Below are 23486 nucleotides of genomic sequence, written 5' to 3'. Positions count from 1 at the left end.
CTCTTGGTCTTCAGCGCGCCAGGTAGCCGCCATCCACGGGGTAGTACGCCCCGGTCACAAACGACGCCTTGCTGGACGCGAGCCAGGTCACCAGCTCGGCCACCTCCTCGGGCTGCCCCAGGCGGCCGATGGGGTGGGCGCCAACCAGCATGGCGTTGATGCCGGCGTCCTGCTCCAACCCGCTGATCATGGGCGTGTGGATGAAAGCAGGGCCCACGGCATTGACGCGCACGCCGTGCGCGCTGTATTCGATGGCCGCAGCCTTGGTCAGCCCCACCACCCCGTGCTTGGCCGCCGTGTAGGCGGGCGCCGTGGCAAAGCCCACCGAACCCAGGATAGACGCCATGTTGATGATGGCGCCGCCACCGTTCTTCAGCATCGCGGCGATCTGGTACTTCATGCCGTAGAACACGCCCGACAGGTTGATGTTGATGACCTGCGCCCAGCCGTCCAGCGGGTAGTCGGCCGTAGGCGCCTGCGGGCCGCCGATGCCCGCGTTGTTGCAGGCCACGTCCAGGCGGCCGTAGTGGGCGACGGTGCGCTGCACCAGCGCCTCGCAGTCCTCGGGCTTGCCCACGTCGGCCGCCACAAAGATCGCATCGCCCCCGGCTGCGCGCACCAGCGCAGCGGTTTCCTCGCCAGCCTGCACATTCACATCCGACACCACCACCTTGGCACCTTCACGCGCCCACACCAGCGCAATCGCGCGGCCGATGCCCGACGATGCGCCCGTTACCAATGCCACCTTGTTCTTCAGCATGAAAGACCCCTTGTTCGTTCCAAACGCCTGCAACCTGATGCCACAGATCAACTTTCATTCTGCGCGTGCCATGCGTCAGCGCCTTGACCTGCGTCATGCCCCGGGCATGGAAGCAGGGTGGAGGCATTGGGCCTTGGGTAGCGGCTACCATCAGGGGCTGCCGAGCCTGCGGCGGACATCCGTCCGTTGCGGGACTGCCTGATTTCCACGCTGACGCCCCACCACCCACGCCCGCATTTGCATGCCTGCTTTTTCCTTTGAAGCCCTGGACGCCCAGGGCCAGACCCGCAAAGGCCTCCTGGAGGCTGACACCGCCAAGGCCGCACGCAGCCTGCTGCGGGCCCAGGCGCTGGTGCCGCTGGCGGTGGAGCTGGTGCAGACGGGCCAGTCGCTGGACGGCCGGTCCGCCAGCCTGGGCCAGCGCCTGTTCACCCGGCCGGTGTTCAGCGCGACGGGGCTGGCCATCTGGACACGGCAGATCGCCGGGCTGGTGTCGTCGGGCCTGCCGCTGGAACGTGCACTCACCGCGCTGTCCGAAGAAGCCGACGATGAACGCCAGCGCCACCTGGTCGCCGCCCTGCGCGCCGAGGTCAATGCAGGCGCCACCTTTGCCCGCGCACTTTCGCAGCACCCGCGCGAGTTCTCTGACATCTACTGCGCCGTGATCGGTGCGGGCGAGCACAGCGGCAACCTGGGCCTGGTGCTGGAGCGCCTGGCCGACGACCTGGAAGAGCGCCAGGCGCTCAAGGCCAAGCTGGTGGGCGCTGCGCTGTACCCGGCCATCGTGACCCTGGTGGCCATCGTGATCGTGTTGTTCCTGGTGGGCTATGTGGTGCCGCAGGTGGCCAGCGTGTTTGCAGGCACCAAGCGGGCGTTGCCGTTCCTGACAGTGGCCATGCTGGGCCTCAGCGCCTTTGTGCGCAGCTATGGCTGGGTGATGTTGATTGCTTTTATTTTGATAGCGCTTGGGACAAGATGGGCGCTCACCATCGGCCATATTCGCGAGAAATTTGATGCCGCCTGGCTCAATCTGCCCCTGGTGGGCAAACTGGCGCGCGGCTACAACGCAGCACGGTTTGCCGGCACGCTGGCCATGCTGGCAGGCGCCGGGGTGCCGATCCTGAAGGCCTTGCAGGCGGCTGCTGAAACGCTGAACAACCGCGCGCTGCGGGCCGACGCGCTCGACGCCCTGGTTCTGGTGCGCGAGGGTGCCCCGCTGGCCTCGGCCCTGGCCCAAAAGAAACGCTTTCCGGGCCTGCTGTCGATGTTTGCACGCCTGGGCGAACAGACCGGACAACTGCCCGTGATGCTACAGCGCGCGGCCCGCCAGCTCTCGGCAGAGGTCCAGCGCCGCGCCATGGCCCTGGCTACCATCCTGGAGCCGCTGCTCATCGTGGGCATGGGCCTGATCGTGATGCTCATCGTGCTGGCCGTGCTGCTGCCGATCATCCAGCTTAACCAGTTTGTGAAGTGACCTTATGGCCGTGACGCTCGACGACAAGCTGGTAGTCGCCATCTCCTCGCGCGCGCTGTTCAATTTTGAGGAAGAGAACCGCGTCTTCGAAAAGGACAACGACCGCGCCTACGTGGACCTGCAGCGCCAGCGGCTCGACGTGTCTGCTGCGCCTGGCGTGGCGTTTTCGCTGGTGCGCAAGCTGCTCGCGTTCAATACCTCCGAGCACCAGCGCGTGGAGGTGGTGCTGCTGTCGCGCAATGACCCCGTGAGCGGCATGCGCGTGTTCCGCTCCTGCCACGCCCACGGGCTCCCCTCCATCCAGCGCGGTGTGTTCACGCAAGGCCGCGACCCGTTTCGCTACCTGCGGCCGCTGGGCGCGCACTTGTTCCTGTCCGCCAACGAGGCGGACGTGCGCGAGGCCTTGCACCTGGGCTACCCCGCCGCGCGGGTGGTGACGGAGTCGGTGCAGGCCGGCGACTCCAATCCCCACGAGGTGCGGATTGCCTTTGACGGTGACGCGGTGCTGTTTTCCGACGAGGCCGAGCGCGTGTACCAGGCCGAAGGGCTGGCCGCCTTCCAGCAGCACGAGACCGACAAGGCCGCGCAGCCCCTGCCCGACGGCCCTTTCAAACCCCTGCTGGCCGCCTTGCACCGACTGCAGTCAGCGGGCGAGGCCGGTGGCACCGGCATGCACATCCGCACCGCGCTCGTCACCGCCCGCAGTGCCCCCGCGCACGAGCGCGCCATCCGCACCCTGATGGACTGGAACATTGCGGTAGACGAGGCCATGTTTCTGGGCGGCCTGCCCAAGGGCGAGTTTCTGCGCGAATTCGAACCCGATTTCTTCTTTGACGACCAGACCGGTCACGTCACATCGGCAGCGCGCCATGTGCCTGCAGGGCATGTGAACAGCGGCATCTCGAATCCGGCGCGGGTTGTGGGGAACTGATCGCTGAAGCCTTCCCTGCAAGCTTGCGGGCTCTGCCACTCCGTGCCCGGCCCTCGCGAAAAGATCTGCAAAGACTTGCAACGCCCGGTGAAAGCCTGCAAAGCCTCGGTTGCAAACCACCGCCCTCGCCCCTCATGTGCCACCATGGCCATTGAGATTTCGAAGGAGAACACTTTGCGCATTCGCAAACCCTGGGTGCCCCTGTGGCTGCGGAAACCTGTCCTGGCGACGGTGGCCCTGTTGGCAGCCTGTGCAGCACTGGCACAAACGCCCCCACCAGCACCGGCCCCTCCAGCGGAGACACACGCCGCCACAGAGCTCGCAGCGGCAGTGAGCCCGGGCGAGCTGAAGGCACAACGTGAATTCAAGATGCTGGACTTCAACGGAGACGGCAAGCTCAGCCGCTCTGAGGTAAAGCTGTTCCCGCGCCTGGCGGCAGCCTTTGACGAGGCCGACACGGATGGCGATGGCTTTGTGTCGTATGCCGAAGTCCGTGCCTTCGCCGCCAAGTACCGCGCCGAGCGTGATCGCCAGCGAGCAGCGGCACAAGCGGCTGCGACGTCGGCGGCACCGGCTGCGCCGCCCCCTGCGCCAGAGACCCGTCCGTGAGGAACGCTGGTTGCACTTTGCCAAGCGGCAAAGCCCCAAAAAAACCAGTTCAATCGACTTGGAGCGCTAGTGCAATATGCGCTGTCAGCTATCCAATTAATAGCAAATAATACCTGGCGCATCGAGGCAGTACCCACAGCTTCTGTGCGCACGGCACCGTGCACCCACTGAATGCAGCGCCTGTACGTCACAGTTTGCCGCTGCGCAGTGGCTTCGCTGCACTGCACCGGGCTCGCCAAAGCACGCAATGGGCCGCCTTCAGGGCAGGCAGCCCGGCAGCGCCAGCTGCTCAGGCGCCACCGGTGCGCTTGACCTTGGGGTCGGTGTAGGTCAGCGGCTCGTTCTTGGCCTGCTGTGCCAGGCGCTCCTGCAAGGTCATCTTGTTGACGTCCTGCGCGACCTCTACCGCGCTGCCGCTGGCGCGCCACATCGACTGGATGAACTCCAGCAGCTGCTTGTAGATCGGCTCTTTGGGAGGCTCCGGCGGCTCTTCGACGGTGTCTTTCTTTTTTACCGCCGTCCAGTCCCGGTTGGGCGCCTCGGGCGCCGAGGGTTTGTCCGGCTCGCGCACGATCGCCCCCTCACCCATCCGGTCCATGGACTCGACAGGGTTGGGAGCGTTGATGGGACGCACCGGAGGCGCACCCGAGGCGCCAGTGGAATACAAATCAGCGCCCTGAGGACGCCAGGACGGCGATCGATCGACAGGTGGCATTTGCATGACATTGGCCCGTAGTTGAACAAAAGGTACAGAGGGTCTTTCGGCCTCTTCGTACATTCATTACGGCAAAAAGAAGGGTGAATTTAGGTCTTTTTCACCGATTGAACAAAATTTAGGGTTTTCCCTAGTGAAAAGCCAGCTTTTCGGGACGGTTCAGCGTCAGGCAGGGACCATGAAGGTGCCAAACAGTGCCCCGAATGGGCCGAATCGGCCGAACAGCGCGCTGGGCGCACGCCGAATGTCGCAACAGCACCACGCCGTCAGAAGGCCGGGCGCCCGCAGGCCATCACCCGCTGCAGGGGAACAGGCAGAGAAGTAAGCGGCTCGGGCCGTGCGCAAGGAATGCGCAAGAGGGGGGTCTCCGCCGGCCCCCATTCCCGACAGAGCATTTTGACGGTCTTGCAAGGAGCGCAGACAGGCCCCTAAGGCTGGCAGGACAAGGTCCGAGCCCAGGACGGAGTCGGCTTGACTCCGCCTTACAAGGTCAAAGAAAGCGTTCGAGCAACCGGCGCGAATGCTTGTCCAGCGCCGTGGTGTCCTTCACACGGAACTGCAAGCCGTCGCCCCCGGCAATCAGCAGCCGGGTGCGCCCGCCCAGGCGGCGGATGTCTTCTTCGGCCTTGAGCACCAGGCGGGCAGGCCCCCGGTCGGTCTCCACATCCCAGGTGCTAGGGGTCGAGAAACTAGAAACGGTGAGGATTCTCTGGATAGTGGGCACAAACTCGCGCACCTCCAGCTCTTCATCAATGAGCTGCCGGGCGGCGCCCGTCACGGCCTCCAGCCGGGGAACCCACAGCAGCTCATGACCGTCGGCGCCCACCAGGGACAGCCCCTCGCCCGGCGCGGCGATGGGAAAAGCACGCACGGGAGTCACGCCCTCATGGGCCGTGCCATCGGCCAGGGTCAGGACGACGCGGCCGTGCGGGTTGCGTGTGAGCTGGAAGGCAGGGGTGGACGACGATGGGGTCAGGGAAGCATTCATGGCAGGGTCGCTCACAGCGTCTCAGGGGTTGCCGGCGGGGTGGGCCGGGTGCAGCAGGCTGCTGTCGATGATCACGCCCGCCGCCTGCGCATCTTCTTCGGCGCGGCGGGCCTGGGCTTCGTACAGCCGCCAGTAGGCGCCCTGCTTTTCCATCAATTCATCGTGCGGGCCCACTTCCACCACCTCGCCGCGGTCCATGACCACCAGGCGGTCGGCCTTGCGCAGGGTGGACAGGCGGTGGGCAATGGCGATCGTCGTACGGCCTTGCACCAGGTTATCGAGCGCCTTCTGGATTTCCTTTTCGGTCTCGGTGTCCACCGCCGAGGTGGCCTCGTCCAGGATCAGGATGCGTGGGTCGATCAGCAGCGCGCGCGCAATGCTGATGCGCTGGCGCTCGCCGCCCGACAGGCCCTGGCCGCGCTCGCCCACCAGCGAGTCGTAGCCGTGCGCCAGGCGCAGGATGAATTCATGCGCATGGGCAGCGCGGGCGGCGGCCACGATTTCCTCGCGCGTCGCTTCGGGCTTGCCGTAGGCGATGTTCTCCGCGATGGTGCCAAAGAACAGGAAAGGCTCCTGTAGCACCAGGCCGATGTGGCGGCGGTAGTCGGCCACCGCAAAGCGACGGATGTCGATGCCATCGACCTGGATGGACCCGTCGCTCACGTCGTAGAAGCGGCTAATCAGGTTGACCAGCGTGCTCTTGCCCGAGCCACTGTGGCCCACCAGACCAATCATCTCGCCGGGGCGGATGTCCAGATCCAGCCCCTTGATGACCGCGCGGCTGCCGTAACGGAAGCCCACGCCCTGCATGCTGATGGCGCCCTGCACCTTGTCCACCTTGACGGGTTGGACGGGGTCGGGCACGTTGCTCACATGGTCCAGGATGTCGAAGATGCGCTTGGCGCCTGCGGCGGCCTTCTGGGTGACCGAAACGATGCGGCTCATCGAATCCAGCCGCCCGTAAAACCGCCCGATGTAGGCGATGAACGCCGTGAGCACACCCACCGTGATCTGGTTGCGCGACACCAGCCAGATGCCGAACGCCCAGACCACCAGCAGCCCGATTTCGGTCAGCAGCGACACCGTGGGGGTGAACAGGCTCCAGGTCTTGTTGAGCTTGTCGTTCACTTCCAGGTTGTGCTGGTTGGCATCGCGAAAGCGCTGGGCCTCGCGCTTTTCCTGGGCAAAGGCCTTGACCACGCGGATGCCGGGGATGGTGTCGGCCAGCACATTGGTCACCTCGGACCACACACGGTCGATCTTTTCAAACCCGGTGCGCAGGCGGTCGCGCACGGTATGGATCATCCAGCCAATGAAGGGCAGCGGCACCAGCGTGACCAACGCGAGCCACGGGTTAATGGAGAACAGGATCGCCGCCGTCATCACGATCATCAGCACATCGGTGATGAAGTCGAGCGCGTGCAGCGACAGGAACACGTTGATGCGGTCGGTCTCCGACCCGATGCGCGCCATCAGGTCGCCGGTGCGCTTGCCCCCAAAGTAGTCGAGCGACAGGCGCAGCAGGTGCTCGTACGTGGTGGTGCGCAGGTCGGCGCCGATGCGCTCGGACACCAGCGCCAGGATGTAGGTGCGCGCCCAGCTCAGGCCCCAGGCGGCCAGCGCCGACAGCAGCAGGCCGCTCAGGTACAGCAGCACCAGGCCAGGTTCGATCTGTTTGCCGTTCTGGAACGGAATCAGGATGTCATCCATCAGCGGGATGGTGAGGTAGGGCGGCACCAGGGTCGCTGCGGTGGACGCCAGCGTCAGGGCAAAACCGGCCGCCAGCTGTTTGCGATAGGGCCGCGCAAAACGCCACAGGCGCAGCAGCACCCAGGTGGAGGTCTGGGGTGGCTGGGCACGGGCACAAGCCGGGCACTCTTCGGTGTCGGGCGGCAGCGGCGTGTGGCAGGTAGGGCAAGCGGGCTCGTCGGCTTCGTCCTCGGCACCGCTGTCGCCCCGGGCGCTTTGCTGCTCAAAACGTTGCACCAGGCGCAGCGCCTGCGCATGGTGCGCCAGGGTAAAGCGCCACTGGGCCAGGCGCTCCTGGGGGTTGTGCAGCTCGAGCGAGCCCACTCCGCCATGGTCATGCAGCTTGAGCGTCAGCCCTTCACCCAGGGGCCAGCTGCGCCAGGTCGTGGTACCAGGGTCGCAGGCCAGCAGCCGTTCGGAGGTCACCACCACCCACCCCGCCGCAAAGCGCAGTGTGGCGCTCAGGTCAACCGGCAAAGCCGCCAACACGTTCTCTTTGGAAGCGAGCATGGCCCGCAAATCGGCCCCCACAGGGCCAGAAAAGACACCCGAGGCGTCCACAGAATGGTGATGTTGCATTTTTGGTTGGGTTTTCCGCCACCGGCTGCCTGCGGTGGCCGCTCTCGCGAAAGCAAGAATTCTCACCGATACTGCACGCCACGGTGCGACGGCATCCTCCTGTAACGTCTGTGGCGGCCTTTTGGCTGACACTGCGCACAGGCCCTGGACTGGCGCACAATCATCGTCCACAAAATTCCCTTTCGTCCCCCTACCGCACAGCCCTTACCAAGGCCGGAACCACAACCGCTGCAATCCATGGCGAAACTCAACGACATCCAACTGCTTCGCATCAACTACCTGCGGGGCCCCAATATCTGGACCTACCGGCCGGTCCTGGAAGTCTGGCTGGACCTGGGCGAGCTGGAGGACTACCCCTCCAACACCATCCCCGGCTTCAATGACCGCCTCACGGCCTGGCTGCCAGCGCTGATCGAGCACCACTGCGGCGTGGGCGAGCGCGGCGGCTTCCTGCAGCGCCTGCAGGAAGGCACCTGGTGCGGCCATGTGCTGGAGCACATCGTGATCGAGCTGCTCAATCTGGCAGGCATGCCCACCGGCTTCGGCCAGACGCGCAGCACCAGCCAGCGCGGCGTGTACCGCATGGTGTTCCGCGCCCGCGACGAAAGCGTGGCCCGCGTGGCACTGGCCCAGGGCCATGCACTGATCATGGCGGCCATCAACGACCAGCCTTTTGATGTGCAGGCCGCCGTGGCGCGCGTGCGCACCGAGGTGGACGACCAGTACCTCGGCCCCAGCACCGCCTGCATCGTCACCGCTGCCACCGACCGGGGCATTCCCCACATCCGCCTGAATGACGGCAACCTGGTGCAACTGGGCTATGGCGCCCGCCAGCGCCGCATCTGGACCGCTGAGACCGAGTACACCAGCGCGATTGCTGAAGGCATTGCCAGCGACAAGGATCTGACCAAGGGCCTGCTCAAGTCCTGCGGCGTGCCCATCCCCGAAGGCCAGGTCGTCAACAGCCCCGAGGAAGCCTGGGAGGCCGCGCAAGACATCGGCCTGCCCGTGGTGGTCAAGCCCTCCGACGGCAACCACGGCCGGGGCGTGACGCTGGACCTACGCAAGCAGGAAGACATCGAAGCGGCCTACCACGTGGCCTACCCCGAGGGCAGCGACGTGATGGTGGAGCGCTTCATCCCTGGCGACGAGCACCGCCTGCTGGTGGTGGGCGGCAAGGTGGTCGCCGCAGCACGCGGCGAGCTGGTCACCATCACCGGCAACGGCCGCTCCACCGTCAAGGAACTCATCGACACCCAGCTCAACTCCGACCCGCGCCGGGGTTACGAAGAAGAGTACCCGCTCGAAATCATCGACCTGGCCACCGACACCAAGGTGCAGCTCGAACTCAAGCGCCAGGATCTTGAAGCCGACTCGGTGCCCGCCGCTGGCCGCCAAGTGGTGGTGCAGCGCAATGGCAACGTGGCCGTGGACTGCACGGACGACGTGCACCCTGAAGTGGCGTACATCGCCCAGCTTGCCGCCAAGGTGGTGGGCCTGGACATCGCAGGCATCGACATGGTGGCCCGCGATATTTCCAAGCCCCTGCACACACAGGGCGGCGCGATTGTCGAAGTCAACGCGGGCCCTGGCCTGCTCATGCATTTGAAACCCGCCGTGGGCGCGCCGCGCCCTGTGGGCCAGGCAATTGCCGAGCACCTGTTCCCCTCCGACGCCGATGACGAAGGCCAGGCCGGTCGCATTCCGCTGGTGGGCGTGGCCGGCACGCGCAGCACATCGACCATCTCGCGCGTGGTGGCCTGGCTGCTGCACCTGAGCGGGCACCACACCGGCCTGGCCTGCCGCGAAGGGCTGTTTCTGGATCGTCGCTGCGTGGAGGCCACCGACTGCGCCCACTGGGAAGCCGCCCACCGCCTGCTGATGAACAAGATGGTGCAGGCCGCCGTGATCGAAAGCGACGCCCGCACCATCCTGCGCGACGGCCTGGCGTATGACCGCTGCCAGGTGGGCGTGGTGACCGACATGGACGGCGTGGAAACGCTGGCCGAATTCGATGTGCACGAACAGGACCAGATGACCAAGGTGATGCGCACCCAGGTGGATGTGGTGCTGGCCGAAGGCGCTGCGGTGCTCAATGCCGCCATCGCCCAGGTGGCCGACCTGGCCCCCCTGTCCGACGGCGACGTGGTGCTGTATGCGCAGGACGGCACGCTGCCCGTCATCGCCGAACACCGCGCCAAGGACAACGGCCGCGCCGTCTTCGTGAAGAACGGCCGCGTGGTGCTGGCCACGGGCAGCGCCGAGCATGTGCTGGGCGCCCTGTCTGATCTGACTTTTGGCCGCAACGCCGTGGTGCCAGACACCGACGCCCTGCTGGCCGCCATCGGCACGGCCTGGGCGCTGGACATTGCCCCCGACCTGATCGGCGCAGGCATCAAGACCTTCGAGCCCGAACTGGTACCCACCGCCGCCCTGCGGTCGTGATGGCCTCTCGTGCATTTGCCTTTGTTTGTTGTTTGACCCCACATCCCACGACCTGAACAGGGCCCCAGCGCTCTGATGGACCACTGAAAGAGACTTCCATGGATGTAACCCGCACCCGGGCCCTGCGCGGCCCCAACCTCTGGAGCCGCCACATGGCCATCGAGGCCGTGGTGACCTGCGCCGAGAACGAGCGCGCCGTGGGCCAGATGGCCGGATTCGAAGCCCGCCTGCGGGCCCTGTTCCCCGCCATCGGCGCACTGCACCCGGAAACCGGTGGCGGCGATGTGTCGCTGGCCCACGTGCTGCAGACCGCAGCACTGGCGCTGCAGGCGCAGGCCGGCTGCCCCGTGACCTTTGCGCGCACCACGGCCACCAGTGATGTCGGCGTGTACCAAGTGGTTGTCGAATACAGCGAAGAAGCCGTGGGCCGCAAGGCGTTTGAAGACGCGCAGCAACTCATCCAGGCCGCGCTGGGCAACGGCAGCTTCGATGCCGAAAAGGCCGTCGCCGACCTGCGCGAGCTGGACGAAGACGAGCGCCTGGGCCCCAGCACGGGCTCCATCGTCGAGGCCGCCGTAGCCCGGGGCATCCCCTACCGCCGCCTCACGCGCGGCAGCCTGGTGCAGTTTGGCTGGGGTTCCAAGCAGCGCCGTATTCAGGCAGCCGAGGTCGATTCGACCAGCGCCGTGGCCGAATCCATCGGCCAGGACAAGGACCTGACCAAGCGCCTGCTGCACGCCGCTGGCGTGCCCGTGCCGCTGGGCAAGCCGGTGGAGACTGTGGACGAAGCCTGGGAGGTCGCCCTCAAGGTCGGCCTGCCCGTAGTGGTCAAGCCGCAAGACGGCAACCAGGGCAAGGGCGTCACCGTCAACATCACCGACCGCGCACAGCTTGAAGAAGCCTACAAGAACGCGGCCGACTACGGCACCGTGATGGTCGAGCGCTTCTTGCCCGGCCACGACTTCCGCCTGCTGGTGGTGGGCGACCAACTGGTGGCCGCCGCCCGCCGCGAGCCGCCTCAGGTGCTGGGCGATGGCGAGCATACCGTGCGCCAGCTGGTGGACGTGGTCAACCAGGACCCCCGCCGTGGCGAAGGCCACGCCACCTCGCTGACCAAGATCCGCCTCGATGACATCGCCGTGGCCCGCCTGGCCATGCAGGGCCTGACACCCGACTCGGTGCCCGAGAAAGGCCAGCGCGTCATCTTGCGCAACAACGCCAACCTGTCCACCGGCGGCACCGCCACCGATGTGACTGACGACGTGCACCCCGAGGTTGCGGCCCGCGCCGTGGCCGCCGCCCAGATGGTGGGCCTGCACATCTGCGGTGTGGACATGGTGGCCGAGACCGTGCTGCGCCCCCTTGAAGAACAAGGCGGCGGCTTTGTGGAAGTGAACGCCGCCCCCGGCCTGCGCATGCATCTGGCCCCCAGCTACGGCAAGCCCCGCAACGTGGGCCAGGCCATGGTGGACAAACTGTTTGCCCATGGCGACGACGGCCGCATCCCTACCGTGGCCGTGACCGGCACCAACGGCAAGACCACCACCGCCCGCCTGATTGCGCACCTGTTCACGGCCCAGGGCCTGCGCGTGGGCATGACCAACACCGACGGCGTGTACGTGAACGGCCGCCAGATTGACAGCGGCGACTGCAGCGGCCCCAAGAGCGCCCGCAACGTGCTGCTGCACCCCGAGGTGGACGCCGCCGTGTTCGAGACCGCCCGTGGCGGCATCTTGCGCGAAGGCCTGGGCTTTGACCGCTGCCAGGTGGCCGTGGTCACCAACATCGGCGCGGGCGACCACCTGGGCCTGAACTACATCACCACGGTGGAAGACCTGGCCGTGCTCAAGCGCGTGATCGTGCAGAACGTGGCCCCCACGGGCTACGCGGTGCTCAACGCCGCTGACCCCATCGTGGCGGCCATGGCTTCGGCCTGCCCCGGCAAGGTGATCTACTTTGCGAGCGACCGCCACCACCCCGTGATGGTCACGCACCGCGCCCAGGGCCACCGCACCGTCTACGTGGATGGTGACTCCATCGTCGCCTCCGAAGGCTCGTGGCGCGAAACCATCCACCTGCGCGACGTGCCCATCACGCGCAACGGCAAGATCGGCTTCCAGGTCGAGAACGTCATGGCCTCCGTGGCTGCCGCCTGGGGCGTGGGCATGCCCTGGCAGACCATCCGCCGCGGCCTGTCGGGCTTTGTGAACGACAGCGACAACGCCCCCGGCCGCTTCAACATCATGGACTACCGGGGTGCGACGGTGATCGCCGACTACGGCCACAACCCCGACGCCATGCGCGCCCTGGTGCAGGCCGTGGACGCCCTGCCCGGCAAGCGCCGCAGCGTGGTCATCAGCGGTGCGGGCGACCGGCGCGACGAAGACATCCGCGAGCAGACCGTGATCCTGGGCGCCGCGTTTGACGACGTGATCCTGTACCAGGACGCTGCCCAGCGCGGCCGCGCCGACGGCGAAGTGATGGCCCTGCTGCGCGAAGGCCTGGCTGGCGCGCCGCGCACCACGCATGTGGAAGAGATCCGTGGCGAGTTCATCGCCATTGACACCGCCCTGGAACGCCTGCAACCCGGCGACCTGTGCCTGGTGCTGGTGGACCAGGTCGAAGAAGCGCTGGCCCACCTGGCCCAGCGCTGCACCGAAGGCGAGACCGCGGCATGACCGCTGCGCGCACGTTGGCAACTGCCGCCGTTGTGGCGCTTGCCGCCCTCGCGGGCGGCACAGTGCAGGCCGCATCGGGCGAAAAGATCGGCACCGTGGACACCGCGTTCCAGTGGATCGGCCGCGACCACGACATCATCGTCGAGGCCTATGACGACCCGGGCGTACGGGGCGTCACCTGCTACGTCTCGCGGGCACGCATCGGTGGTGTCAAGGGCACGCTGGGCCTGGCCGAAGACCGCGCCGAGGCCTCCATTGCCTGCCGCCAGGTCGGCCCCATCAGCATTCCCGAGCCACTGAAGAAACAGGAGGAAGTGTTCAGCGAACGCATGTCCATCCTGTTCAAGCGCCTGCGCATCGTGCGCATGGTGGACCCGGCCCGCAACACGCTGGTGTACCTGACCTACTCTGAAAAGCTCATCGACGGCTCCCCCCAGAACAGCGTGACCGCCGTTCCCGTGGACCGCGCCACCGCCATCCCGCTGCGCAAGTGACGGTAGCCCGGTGTGGCCGGGGCATCGCTCAGACATTAAAAAAAGGGGCTCCAGGCCCCTTTTTTGATCGTAGATGCCAGTAGCGCTAGTGCAATATACCTGAGCAGCTATCAAATAAATAGCATCTAGCCCTGAGCGGCAATCTGCCGCAGCGCCTGCTCAAACACCTCCACCGGCTGCCCACCCTGGATCAGGTGGCGCTCGTTGACGATGATCGCGGGCACCGAATGGATGCCGTTTTGCAGATAGAACTGCTCGCGCTCGCGCACCTCGTCGGCGTAGCGGTCTGAGGCGAGCAGCGCACGCGCCTCGGCCACATCAAGCCCTACCTCCCCCGCCACGCGCACCAGCACCTCGTGGTTGCTCGGGTCCTGCCCGTCGGTGAAATACGCCGTGAACAGCGCCTTCTTCAGCGCGGGCTGCACGCCCTTCTCTTCGGCCCAGTGCAGCAGCCGGTGCGCATCAAAGGTGTTGTAGATGCGGCTGCGCTTGTCCATGCTGAAGGTAAACCCCAGCGCCGCGCCGCGCGCCGCGATGGCCTCGCGGTTCTTCTGGCTCTGCTCGGGCGTGGCGCCGTATTTTTCTTGCAGGTGCTCGCCAATGTCCTGGCCCGCAGGACCCATCTGCGGGTTCAGCTCGAACGGCTGAAAGTGCAGGTCCAACGCGACCTCGCCCTGCAGCCGGTCCGCCGCCTGCTCCAGCGCCTTGAGGCCGATGATGCACCAGGGGCAGGAGACATCGGAGACGAAATCGATCTTGAGGGTGGTGGTCATGGGTCAAGTCTGTGGATGGCAAGCCAGGATGGTAGGACGGGCTGCAAAACCGCGGAGGCCGCAGGCTTAATGGTGCACCAACCAGCGCCTGCTTCGGGTATCACACCACCATGGGCGTTGCTCCGCCGTCCATCGTCAGAACCACGCCCGTGACGTAGCTTGCACGCTCGGACGCCAGAAACAGCACCACGTTGGCGACCTCCTCCGGCTGCGCCAGGCGACCCAACGGCACCTTGCTCGTCGCCTGTGCGAGCGCTTCCTGCTCCGAGATGTTGTGCATGCGTGCCGTGGCGATCATCCCTGCCTGCAACCGCTCGGTGTGGGTGGCGCCCGGGTTGACGGCATTCACGCGTACACCCTTCGGCCCGTAGGCGGCAGCCATGCCCGCGCTCATGAGCATCAGCGCCGCATTGGCCGCCCCGCCAGGCATATGGATGGGGCTGGCGACCTTTCCTCCGGCGCCCACCACATTGACGATGGCTCCCTGGCCCCGTGCGCCCATCTTCTTGACCACCAGATCCACCATGTGGACGTACGTGAAGAACTTGGCGTTCATCGCGTCGTGCCAGGCCTGCGCGCTCAAATCCTCGGGCGGTGTGCGCCGGGCAGCCCCTGCAGAGTTGACCAGCACATCGACGTCCCCAAAGGCGGCTTCAGCAGCCGACAGCGCTTTCGCCGCCGACTCGGGCTGCTGCAGGTCAGCGACATGGACGCTGATGCGCCCAGCGCTGCCATTGACATCCACCAATAACCGACCACGTGCGGCCTCCAGGTGTTCGGTGCTGCGCGATACCAGGCTGACGTGCGCCCCTTCGGCCAGAAACGCCGCCGCGCAGGCATAACCAATGCCTTTGCTGCCCCCCGTGATGAGGACATGCTTGTCCTTGAGATTCAGATCCATTGACTTGCTCTGAGAAAGGTGAAGTTGACCGGACCACGCCGCGTCATTCGATCGAAATGCCAGCCGCCTTCACCACGGCACCATACCGATCCAGGTCCCGCTTGATTTCGTCGCGGTATTGCTCGGCAGTTCCGGGTGTGGGCTCGATGCCCATTACACGCAATTTCTCACGCACGGCGGCATCGTTCAGCACCGCGTTCAGTTCTGTGTTCAGGCGCGTGATCACCGCCGCAGGCGTACCCACCGGTGCCAGCAGCCCCACCCACGAGTTGACAACAAAGTCGGGTACACCGCTCTCGACAAACGTGGGCACATCGGGCAAGGCGCTGGTACGCTGCGCGCTCGACACCGCAATGGCTTTGAGCTTGCCGGACTTGATGTGTCCGTGAGCGCCCGCCACCGCCGTGTACACCAGTGGAATCGTTCCCCCCAGCACGTCGGTCATGGCTTGGCCACCGCCCTTGTAGGGCACATGGGTCAGGTTGGCGCCCGTCCGGATTTTGAGCAATTCACCGGCAATGTGGGGTGTACCACCCGTCCCCGAGGTTCCAAACGAGAGACCTCCTTGTTGGGTCTTCGACAAGGCAATCACATCGGCCAGGCCCTTCACCGGCACGCCAGGGTTCGCCACGAGCACCAGGGTGGCATCGCCAATCTTGCCGACTGGCGCAAAGTCTTTGGCCGTATCAAAAGGCAGTTTCGAAAACACATGTGGATTGATCACCATGGTGCCGTCAAAACCCAGCACCAAGGTGTAGCCATCTGCTGGCGCAGACTTGACCAGCGCCGTGCCAATGTTTCCGGAGGCTCCCGGCTTGTTGTCCACCACGATTTGCTGGCCGAGGCGCTTGCCAAGACTTTCGGCAATCAGACGCCCGCTGGTGTCGGTGACGCCCCCAGGGGTGAACGGAACAATCAGCCGGAGGGGTTTGCTGGGCCAGACGTCCTGAGCGTACGTGGCCGCGGGCATCCCCGCCGCCGCGCCCAGGCACACCAGGGCTGACAGGGCGAGCAGCTTGCGCCGACATTGCAAGCCGGGCGCAGGCGGCACGTTGCCGTAGGGGATGAGAGATGGATGAGGTTTCATGTTTGTCTCCTTCGTGTTGTGTTTTGACGTCGTCATGTCGAGGGGGCGAAAGGCTCCAGCAGCCACGCGCCTCGCAAGTCAGGGTGTCTCGGCGTACTGGCGCTCAAATGCCCAGACGTCCTCGAAACCCATGAGCTGCGTCAACTCCGCGAAGGGCATCAAGCCAGCGTCGCTGTTCACCGACGAGCCCGTGCGCTGAAACTGCGCATACACCGTCTTCATGGCCTGGGTGGCGGCCAGCAAGGCAGTCACCGGAAAGATGGCGAGCTTGTAGCCAATGGACTCCAGCTCGCTGTGCGACAGCACGGGCGTCCGTCCGCCCTCCACCATGTTGGCCAGCAGGGGCTTATCCACGGTATGGCCGATCCTTCGCATCTCTTCCTCGCTCTCGGGCGACTCGACAAAAAGGATGTCCGCTCCAGCACGGGCGTAAGCCTCTGCCCGGCGCAGGGCCTCATCGAGACCAAGGCTGGTACGGGCGTCCGTGCGCGCAATCACCAGGAAATCGGACGAACTGCGGCTGTCGACAGCGACGCGAATCTTGCGCACCATGTCTTCCATGGGGATCACCCGGCGGCCAGGGGTGTGGCCACATTTTTTGGGGTATTCCTGATCCTCCAGCTGGATGGCTTGCGCGCCAGCAGCCTCGTAGCCCTGCACCGTGTGGCGCACGTTGAGCAAACCGCCATAGCCCGTATCGCCGTCCGCAATCAGCGGGGAGCGGGCCATGCCTGCCATGGCCTTCACCCGCCCCACCATGTCCGAATACGTGGCCAGCCCCGCATCTGGCAAGCCCAGGTGCGAGGCCACGGTGCCAAAGCCCGTCATGTACAAGGCATCAAAGCCGAAGGTGTCGGCCAGCCGCAGCGAGACCATGTCGTACACCCCGGGGGCGATCACCAGCCCGGGCTGGGTCAGGCGCTGGCGCAAAGAGGTGGGAGTAGGCATGGAGGTCTTGGAAAAAGAAGCAGATTCAGACATGGCAAAGGGAGTGATGTTGCAAACCGGGGTGTATGGGTCCGTTACTGCACAGTACGTGCCAACCCGCTACTCCGCCGTAAGCCGCTGATTTGATTGAAATTTCTCACATCAATGTGGCTCAGCAGCGGCGTGCATGTTCCATTGGTCGTTCCAATGTTTCATATTTATGTTTCACTTGCAGGTCAATGAAACGCAACAGCCTTTCGTTGAAATGCTTGCACAGCCAGTGCATCGTCCACACGCCCCTCCGCTCTATGCCAACCCCGGTCACACCACTTGCCAGCCGCCCTCGCCTTTGTTTCATGAGCTATCGCCAGATCCGGCTGATGGCCATGCCCATCGTGGCGGAATACCGGGACAGAGCGGATATCGAGGTGATCGACGGCAGCTTTGAGGTGGCGCTTGAGCTGGCCCGCCAGCGCCTGGACAGTGGGCTGGTCGATGTCTTTGTGAGCGCCGGGTCCAACGCCAGCCTGCTGCGCAGCGGGATCAGTGCCCCGGTAGCCACCATCCAGTTGAGTGGCTTTGACATCCTGCAGGCGCTCATCAAGGCGAGGGCAACGGCCGACCGCGTGGGCATCGTGATGTACGGCCACACGCTACCGGAGCTGGAATCCGTCAAGGGCCTGCTGAACATCGACATCCACCAGTACGCCTACCAGACGCCTGACTCGGCCCGCGCGTGCATCCGCCAGCTGCATGGCGATGGAATCCGCGTGGTCGTGGGTTCCAGCCTGGTGGTGGAACTGGCAGAAAACGCAGGCCTCGTTGGATTGCTGGCGTATTCGCATGCCAGCATCCGCCAAGGCTTTGAAGACGCCCTGGAGCTGGCGCGGGTGGCGCAGCTGGAGGCCGGGCGATACGAACAGCTCAACACGGTGCTGCACACGCTGCAAGAGGCAGTCCTGGCGGTGAATCAGTCCGAACAGATCATCGCCATCAACCCGGCGATGCAACGCATTTTGGGCCTGGTGCGTGCGCCGCGCCTGGGTGAACCCCTCGCGTCCGTCACCACCGATCTGTCGCTGCGCGAGACGCTGGAGGGCGGCCAGCCCGAACATGGCGCAGTGCTGCGCCTGCAAGGCCGCGACTGGATTGCCAATCGCACGCCCATTTACGAGGGCGGCCACACCACGGGTGCGGCGCTGACCTTGTACGACGCACGCACCATCCACGAAGCCGATAACAGCCTGCGCATTCAGCACCGCCGCAGTGACCACGCTGCGCGCCACCGCTTTGAAAGCTTGGCGGGGCAAGCCCCCGCGTTTTTGCAAGCCATCGCCAGAGCCCGCCTGTATGCCGCCACCGACTTCAGTGTCCTGATCACCGGCGAGAGCGGCACCGGCAAAGAACTCTTTGCACAGGCCATGCACAACGCAAGCCAAAGGGCGCGTCGCCCGTTTGTCGCCATCAACTGCGCAGCGTTCCCGGAAACGCTGCTCGAAAGCGAGCTGTTCGGCCACGAGGAAGGCGCTTTCACCGGTGCGCGCCGCGGCGGCAAGCGCGGGCTGTTTGAAGCAGCCCACACGGGAACCCTGTTTCTGGACGAAATCGGCGACATGCCACTCACGCTGCAAACCCGCTTGCTGCGCGCCTTGCAGGAGCGGCGCATCACCCGCTTGGGGTCTGTCACGTCCATCCCGGTCGATGTGCGTGTGATAGCGGCAACCCACCAGCCACTGCTGCAGATGGTGAATGCGCGCCAATTCCGCCAGGACCTGTACTACCGCCTCAACACCCTCACTTTGGCATTGCCTCCGCTGCGGGATCGCAAAGGCGACGTCCAAGTCTTGGCTGCGCGTTTGCTGGCCCACAGTCTGAGCCGGGTCGGCGTAACCGGCATCACAGCCGCTGAGGTGTTGGCCCAATGGGGAGGTGCCATGGAACAGCATCCCTGGCCCGGCAACGTGCGCGAGCTGGAAAACCTGTGCGACCGCATCGCCGTATGGCTGTCTCAGTACCGCCGCAGCGACAGCGTGGAGTGGAGCGGGCTGCGAGACGAATGCCCAGAACTGTTTGCGGCGATGCCAGACATCGAACAAGCCCCCGGTGCCCCAAACGCCACAGAGCACCCGCCAGAAAAACCTGACCGGCACACACGGGCCCTGGCAGCGCTGGAGCGCCATGAAGGACGCACCGGCGCAGCCGCTGCAGAGCTGGGGATCAGCAGGTCAACGTTCTGGCGATGGTGTCGAAAGCCGGTTTGAAAAGCGTACGAACTTGCGCAGGCACCTATCCACAAACAACCCGCCGACGAAGGCCAGCCGTGTTAGCGGGCTATCTCGACGCGCTACTGCCCATCGTGCCGCACCGCCGCAGCACTAGCTCTTGGCACGCAACTCCGTCTTCAACACCTTCCCATAGGCATTCTTCGGCAACGCCTCCACCCACCGGTATTCCTTGGGCCGCTTGAACCGCGCAATGTGCTCCAGGCACAGCGCATCCAGCACGGCATCGGCCACCGCACCGCCCTCCCCTGCAACCAGGAAGGCCACCACCACCTCGCCCCATTCCGTATCGCGCTGGCCGACCACGGCGACCTCGCGCACCTGGGGGTGGAGCAGCAGCACCTCTTCCACTTCGCGCGGGTAGATGTTGCTGCCGCCGGAGATGATCACGTCTTTGGACCGGTCCTTGAGCGTGAGAAAGCCATCGGCATCCAGCGCGCCCATATCGCCGGTGTAAAGCCAGCCGTCGCGCAGGGTCTGCGCTGTGGCGTTGGGGTTGTTCCAGTAGCCGGGCATCACGGTGTCGCCGCGCACCACCACCTCGCCGGTCTCGCCGGTGGGCAAGGGCTGACCCATGGCATCGACCACACGCACTTCCACCAGCGACTGCGCCACGCCCACCGACACCATGCGCTCGGCCCAGCGCGGGTGGTCGCGGTCGGCCAGCTGGGCGCGCGACAGGGCGGTGATGGTCATGGGGCTTTCGCCCTGGCCGTAGATCTGTGCAAAGCGGTTGCCCATCACGGCCAGGGCGTTGCGCAGGTCGTCGGCGTACATGGGGCCGCCGCCGTAGACGATGGTCTTGAAGCCTGAGACGTCGGCACCCATGGCACGCACATGGTCCACCAGGCGGTGCACCATGGTGGGTGCTGCAAACAGCGTGAGCTGGCCCACGCTGGCCGCGAGCTGCACCAGTTCGGCCGGCTCGAACCCGCCCGACAGCGGCACCACATGCCGCTCGCCGCGCAGCACCTGGGCGTAGTTGTAAAGCCCCGCCCCGTGCGACATGGGTGCGGCGTAGACCATGGCGTCGCCGGGCAGGATGTCGTCCACATCGGTGAAGTAGCAGGCCGTCATGGCCAGCAGGTTGCGGTGGGTCTGCATCACACCCTTGGGTCGGCCGGTGGTGCCCGAGGTGTAGAACAGCGAGGCCACGTCATGCGGCGCGCGGTCGCACACGTCCATGGGCGTGTGGGCGACTGCGGCGCGGTATGCGTCGGAGCCAAAGACCAGCACCGCGTCCTGCGGCGCCCCTGCCTCACGCACGGCGGGTGCCAGCGCTTCAGAGGTCAGCACCACGCGCGCGCCAGAGTCGGTCAGCACGTAGGCGAGTTCTTTGGCATGCAGCTTGTAGTTGACCGGCACCGACACGGCCCCTGCCCACAGGATGGCGTGCAGGGCTTCCAGGTATTCGGGCGCATTGGCGGCGTAGATGGCCACGCGGTCGCCCGGGGCCACTCCACAGCGTGTGCGCAGATGGGCGGCCAGCGCGGCGGTGCGGGCAGCCAGCGTGCCGTAGCTCCACAGCACCTGGTCGCCACGCAGCAGCGCGGGCTGGTGGGCGTACAGCAAGGCGCTGCGGCGCAGCAGGTGGGCGATGTTCATCGGACGCGCTCCAGAATGCACACGTAGTTGGCCACGGCCGAGCCGCCCATGTTGAACACGCCCGCCAGGGTGGCACCCGGCACCTGCAGGTCGCCCGCCTCGCCCAAGAGCTGCATGGCCGACACCACATGCATCGACACGCCCGTGGCGCCGATCGGGTGGCCCTTGGCCTTGAGCCCGCCCGAGGCGTTGACGGGCAGGCGGCCGCTGCGCAGCACGGTGCCGTCTTCCAGCAGGCGGTGGCCCTGGCCTGCGGGCGCCAGGCCCATGGCCTCGTACGTGAGCAGCTCGGCAATGGTGAAGCAGTCGTGCACCTCGGCCAGCGACAGGTCGTGCACCGCGCACCCGGCCTGCTGCAGCGCCTGCTGCCAGGCACGCCGGGGGCCTTCAAAGTCCACCACACGGCGGCGCGCCATGGGCAGGTAGTCGTTCACCTGCACCCGCGCCCGCAGGCGCACGGCGCGGGGGAAGTCGGCCACCGCATCATCGGCCGCCAGGATGAGCGCTGCGGCGCCGTCAGACACCAGCGAGCAGTCCGTCTTGCGCAGGGGCGCGGCAATCATCGGGTTGCGGTCGGACACGGTGTTGCAGAACTCAAAGCCCAGGTCCTTGCGCATGTGGGCCCAGGGGTTGAGCGCGCCGTTGGCGTGGTTCTTGGCGGCGATGCGTGCCAGGGTGGACGAGTGGTCGCCATGCGCGGCAAAGTAATCCTGCGCGATGGAGGCAAAAATGCCCGGGAAGCCGCCGGGCGGGTGGCCCGCCTCGCCGGAGTAGCCGCAGTCACCCAGGATGCGCGTGGTCTCGGCGCCGGAGACAGAGGTCATCTTTTCGGCGCCGATGACAAGGGCAACCCGGGCGCGGCCGGCTTCGATCGCGTCACACGCGGCATAGAGGGCCGCCGAGCCCGACGCGCAGGCGTTCTCCAGCCGTGTGGCGGGCTTCCACCGCAGGGCCTCGTCGCATTGCAGGGCCAGCGACGAGGCAAACACATCGGGCGTGAAGCCGCCGTTAAGGTTGCCCAGCCACACGCCATCCACCGCTGTGCCGTCGATGCCCGCGTGCTGCAGGGCCTCGCGGCCCGCGCGGGTGATGAGGTCTTCCAGGCCCATGCCGTCCAGCCGTCCAAACGGCAAATGCGCCCAACCCACAATCGCTGCACCCATGTCCATCCTCCGTTGATGCACGCCACGACGGCGCGATGGCAAGCACTGTAGGCAAGCGACGGCCCTCCGCACAGTCGCCGAACTACCCAAGGGAAAACCCGAAGCCCTGGCGCCCCGCGCAGCCAGCGCCATCAATCCCCCACACGCTATGGCGTTGAAACCGCATTGCCTAGACTGCACCTAAGAACCTGTTCACAAGCCACCGCACAACACACTGCAAGCAGTGTGCACCCCCTCCCACCCCTTTTTTCTGCACGACGACCATGACCCTGGACCAGCAAAAATCCATCCTTACCATCGCCCTTCTGGCAGCGTTTGCCGATGGCAACAAGGACGATGCCGAACGCGAAGAGATACGCCGCATTGCCGAGTCGCTCGCGGGCGACGGGGGCGTGGCCGACCTGCCGCGCATCTACCAGGACGTGCTGCTGCAGCGCACCAGCGTGCAGGCCGCCGTGCAGGGTTTGAGTGAGCCCATGCACCGCCAGCTGGCCTACGAGATGGCTGTCTGCGTGTGCGATGTGGACGGCCGCCAGACCGCGGCGGAGCGCGAGTTTCTGACCCGCCTCAAGGCGGCCCTGCAGCTGGGCGACCCGCAGACGGCAGCGTTTGACCAGCAAGCCGATGCGCTGGTGGACGTGGCCGAAAAGGCCGTGCCGATGGCGGTGCCGGTGGCCACTGCTGCGGCAGCGCCTCTGGCCGCAGCAGTCGGTGCAGGTGCCTCGGACGCAGAGCTGGACAAATCCATCCTGAACTATGCGCTGCTCAATGGCGCGCTGGAGCTGCTGCCGCAGTCATGGGCGTCGATGGCCATCATCCCGCTGCAGGTGAAGATGGTCTACGGCATTGGCAAGGCGCACGGGGTGGAGCTGGACCAGGGCCACATCAAGGAGTTCATCGCCGCTGCCGGCGTGGGCATGACGTCGCAGTACCTGGAGCAATTTAGTCGCAAGCTGCTGGGCGGCCTGTTGGGCAAGGTGGCGGGCCGCACCATCGGCGGGCTGGGCGGCGCTGCCACAGGCATGGCGTTTTCGTTTGCCACCACCTACGCGCTGGGGCAGGTGGCCAAGCGCTATTACGCCGGTGGCCGGGTCATGAGCACGGCCATGCTGCGCGAGACCTTTCAGGGCCTGCTCACGCCCGCCAAGCAGCTGCAAACGCAGTACTTGCCACAAATTCAGCAGAAGGCTGCGACGCTGGACGCGGGCCAGATCATGGCCCTGGTACGGGGCAAATAGCGAATGCTATCAAATTAGTAGCTGCTTGCACATATTCGACTAGCGCTTGCAGCCGATTTGACTCAAAAACCGTCCCACAGGCACGTAG

The 23486-nt window shown here is 65.8% G+C and carries 18 protein-coding genes; 8 read left to right on the top strand and 10 right to left on the bottom strand.

The genetic code is table 11. The features are described 5' to 3' along the window. Window positions 1–10 precede the first annotated feature (10 nt). Complete coding sequence (locus tag ACTJKQ_RS23045) at window positions 11–760, bottom strand: SDR family NAD(P)-dependent oxidoreductase (protein ID WP_056066587.1); 750 nt, start codon at window positions 758–760, stop codon at window positions 11–13. A 241-nt stretch (window positions 761–1001) separates the two neighbouring features. On the opposite strand from ACTJKQ_RS23045, the gene gspF reads away from it, so the two are divergent. The 3 genes from gspF to ACTJKQ_RS23030 all read left to right on the top strand — a co-directional run bounded on the left by gspF (window position 1002) and on the right by ACTJKQ_RS23030 (window position 3774). After that, window positions 1002–2234 carry a type II secretion system inner membrane protein GspF gene (gene gspF / locus ACTJKQ_RS23040; protein WP_146871643.1) on the top strand — a complete coding sequence of 411 codons (1233 nt, stop codon included), beginning with the start codon at window positions 1002–1004 and terminating at the stop codon, window positions 2232–2234. 4 nt (window positions 2235–2238) lie between these two features. Next, window positions 2239–3165 carry a 5'-nucleotidase gene (locus ACTJKQ_RS23035; RefSeq protein WP_440598204.1) on the top strand — a complete coding sequence of 309 codons (927 nt, stop codon included), beginning with the start codon at window positions 2239–2241 and terminating at the stop codon, window positions 3163–3165. Window positions 3166–3339: 174 nt separating this feature from the next. Beyond that, on the top strand, window positions 3340–3774 hold the full coding sequence (locus ACTJKQ_RS23030) for an EF-hand domain-containing protein (RefSeq protein WP_440598203.1): 435 nt from the start codon (window positions 3340–3342) through the stop codon (window positions 3772–3774). Window positions 3775–4063: 289 nt separating this feature from the next. Here ACTJKQ_RS23030 and ACTJKQ_RS23025 read toward each other — a convergent pair whose 3' ends face one another. The 3 genes from ACTJKQ_RS23025 to ACTJKQ_RS23015 all read right to left on the bottom strand — a co-directional run bounded on the left by ACTJKQ_RS23025 (window position 4064) and on the right by ACTJKQ_RS23015 (window position 7805). Then, window positions 4064–4495, bottom strand: a complete 432-nt coding sequence (locus ACTJKQ_RS23025; protein WP_056746930.1) for a hypothetical protein — start codon at window positions 4493–4495, stop codon at window positions 4064–4066. 484 nt (window positions 4496–4979) lie between these two features. Beyond that, the gene (locus ACTJKQ_RS23020; RefSeq protein WP_440598202.1) at window positions 4980–5477 is read right to left on the bottom strand and encodes a cyanophycin metabolism-associated DUF1854 family protein; all 498 of its coding nucleotides are present in this window, start codon (window positions 5475–5477) and stop codon (window positions 4980–4982) included. A 21-nt stretch (window positions 5478–5498) separates the two neighbouring features. Further along, on the bottom strand, window positions 5499–7805 hold the full coding sequence (locus ACTJKQ_RS23015) for a cyanophycin metabolism-associated ABC transporter (protein ID WP_440598201.1): 2307 nt from the start codon (window positions 7803–7805) through the stop codon (window positions 5499–5501). Between the two features lie 237 nt (window positions 7806–8042). Between ACTJKQ_RS23015 and ACTJKQ_RS23010 the strand changes: the two genes are divergently transcribed. The 3 genes from ACTJKQ_RS23010 to ACTJKQ_RS23000 all read left to right on the top strand — a co-directional run bounded on the left by ACTJKQ_RS23010 (window position 8043) and on the right by ACTJKQ_RS23000 (window position 13422). Continuing rightward, the gene (locus tag ACTJKQ_RS23010) at window positions 8043–10250 is read left to right on the top strand and encodes a cyanophycin synthetase (protein WP_436077594.1); all 2208 of its coding nucleotides are present in this window, start codon (window positions 8043–8045) and stop codon (window positions 10248–10250) included. A gap of 98 nt (window positions 10251–10348) precedes the next feature. Further along, entirely contained in the window at window positions 10349–12928 is a 2580-nt protein-coding gene (gene cphA / locus ACTJKQ_RS23005) for a cyanophycin synthetase (protein ID WP_099729296.1), read from the top strand. After that, entirely contained in the window at window positions 12925–13422 is a 498-nt protein-coding gene (locus ACTJKQ_RS23000; RefSeq protein WP_056066440.1) for a CreA family protein, read from the top strand. The genes cphA and ACTJKQ_RS23000 overlap by 4 nt, the downstream gene beginning before the upstream one ends. Before the next feature lie 125 nt (window positions 13423–13547). On the opposite strand, the gene ACTJKQ_RS22995 is transcribed toward ACTJKQ_RS23000, so the two are convergent. The 4 genes from ACTJKQ_RS22995 to ACTJKQ_RS22980 all read right to left on the bottom strand — a co-directional run bounded on the left by ACTJKQ_RS22995 (window position 13548) and on the right by ACTJKQ_RS22980 (window position 17131). Beyond that, window positions 13548–14195, bottom strand: a complete 648-nt coding sequence (locus ACTJKQ_RS22995) for a DsbA family oxidoreductase (RefSeq protein ID WP_056066442.1) — start codon at window positions 14193–14195, stop codon at window positions 13548–13550. 100 nt (window positions 14196–14295) lie between these two features. Continuing rightward, a complete protein-coding gene (locus ACTJKQ_RS22990; protein ID WP_440598200.1) occupies window positions 14296–15096 on the bottom strand; it encodes an SDR family oxidoreductase in 801 nt (266 codons plus the stop codon). 43 nt (window positions 15097–15139) lie between these two features. Continuing rightward, window positions 15140–16183 (bottom strand): Bug family tripartite tricarboxylate transporter substrate binding protein, encoded by a 1044-nt coding sequence (locus tag ACTJKQ_RS22985; protein WP_440598199.1) that lies wholly within the window; start codon window positions 16181–16183, stop codon window positions 15140–15142. Between the two features lie 78 nt (window positions 16184–16261). After that, entirely contained in the window at window positions 16262–17131 is an 870-nt protein-coding gene (locus ACTJKQ_RS22980; protein ID WP_440598198.1) for an isocitrate lyase/PEP mutase family protein, read from the bottom strand. A 287-nt stretch (window positions 17132–17418) separates the two neighbouring features. On the opposite strand from ACTJKQ_RS22980, the gene prpR reads away from it, so the two are divergent. Continuing rightward, window positions 17419–19371 carry a propionate catabolism operon regulatory protein PrpR gene (gene prpR, locus ACTJKQ_RS22975; protein WP_440598197.1) on the top strand — a complete coding sequence of 651 codons (1953 nt, stop codon included), beginning with the start codon at window positions 17419–17421 and terminating at the stop codon, window positions 19369–19371. 114 nt (window positions 19372–19485) lie between these two features. Here the strand turns inward: prpR and ACTJKQ_RS22970 are convergent, their stop codons facing one another. Both ACTJKQ_RS22970 and ACTJKQ_RS22965 read right to left on the bottom strand, forming a co-directional pair. Then, on the bottom strand, window positions 19486–20997 hold the full coding sequence (locus tag ACTJKQ_RS22970; protein WP_440598196.1) for an AMP-binding protein: 1512 nt from the start codon (window positions 20995–20997) through the stop codon (window positions 19486–19488). Then, complete coding sequence (locus ACTJKQ_RS22965; RefSeq protein WP_440598195.1) at window positions 20994–22160, bottom strand: acetyl-CoA acetyltransferase; 1167 nt, start codon at window positions 22158–22160, stop codon at window positions 20994–20996. The genes ACTJKQ_RS22970 and ACTJKQ_RS22965 overlap by 4 nt, the downstream gene beginning before the upstream one ends. A 263-nt stretch (window positions 22161–22423) precedes the next feature. Here ACTJKQ_RS22965 and ACTJKQ_RS22960 point away from each other — a divergent pair, with 263 nt between their 5' ends. Continuing rightward, entirely contained in the window at window positions 22424–23398 is a 975-nt protein-coding gene (locus tag ACTJKQ_RS22960) for a YcjF family protein (RefSeq protein WP_440598194.1), read from the top strand. Window positions 23399–23486 lie beyond the last annotated feature (88 nt).

This window comes from Acidovorax sp. 22279, assembly GCF_052045435.1.
GTDB classification, from domain to species: Bacteria; Pseudomonadota; Gammaproteobacteria; order Burkholderiales; family Burkholderiaceae_C; genus Acidovorax; species Acidovorax delafieldii.
This window is presented reverse-complemented; position numbering and strand designations above follow the sequence as displayed.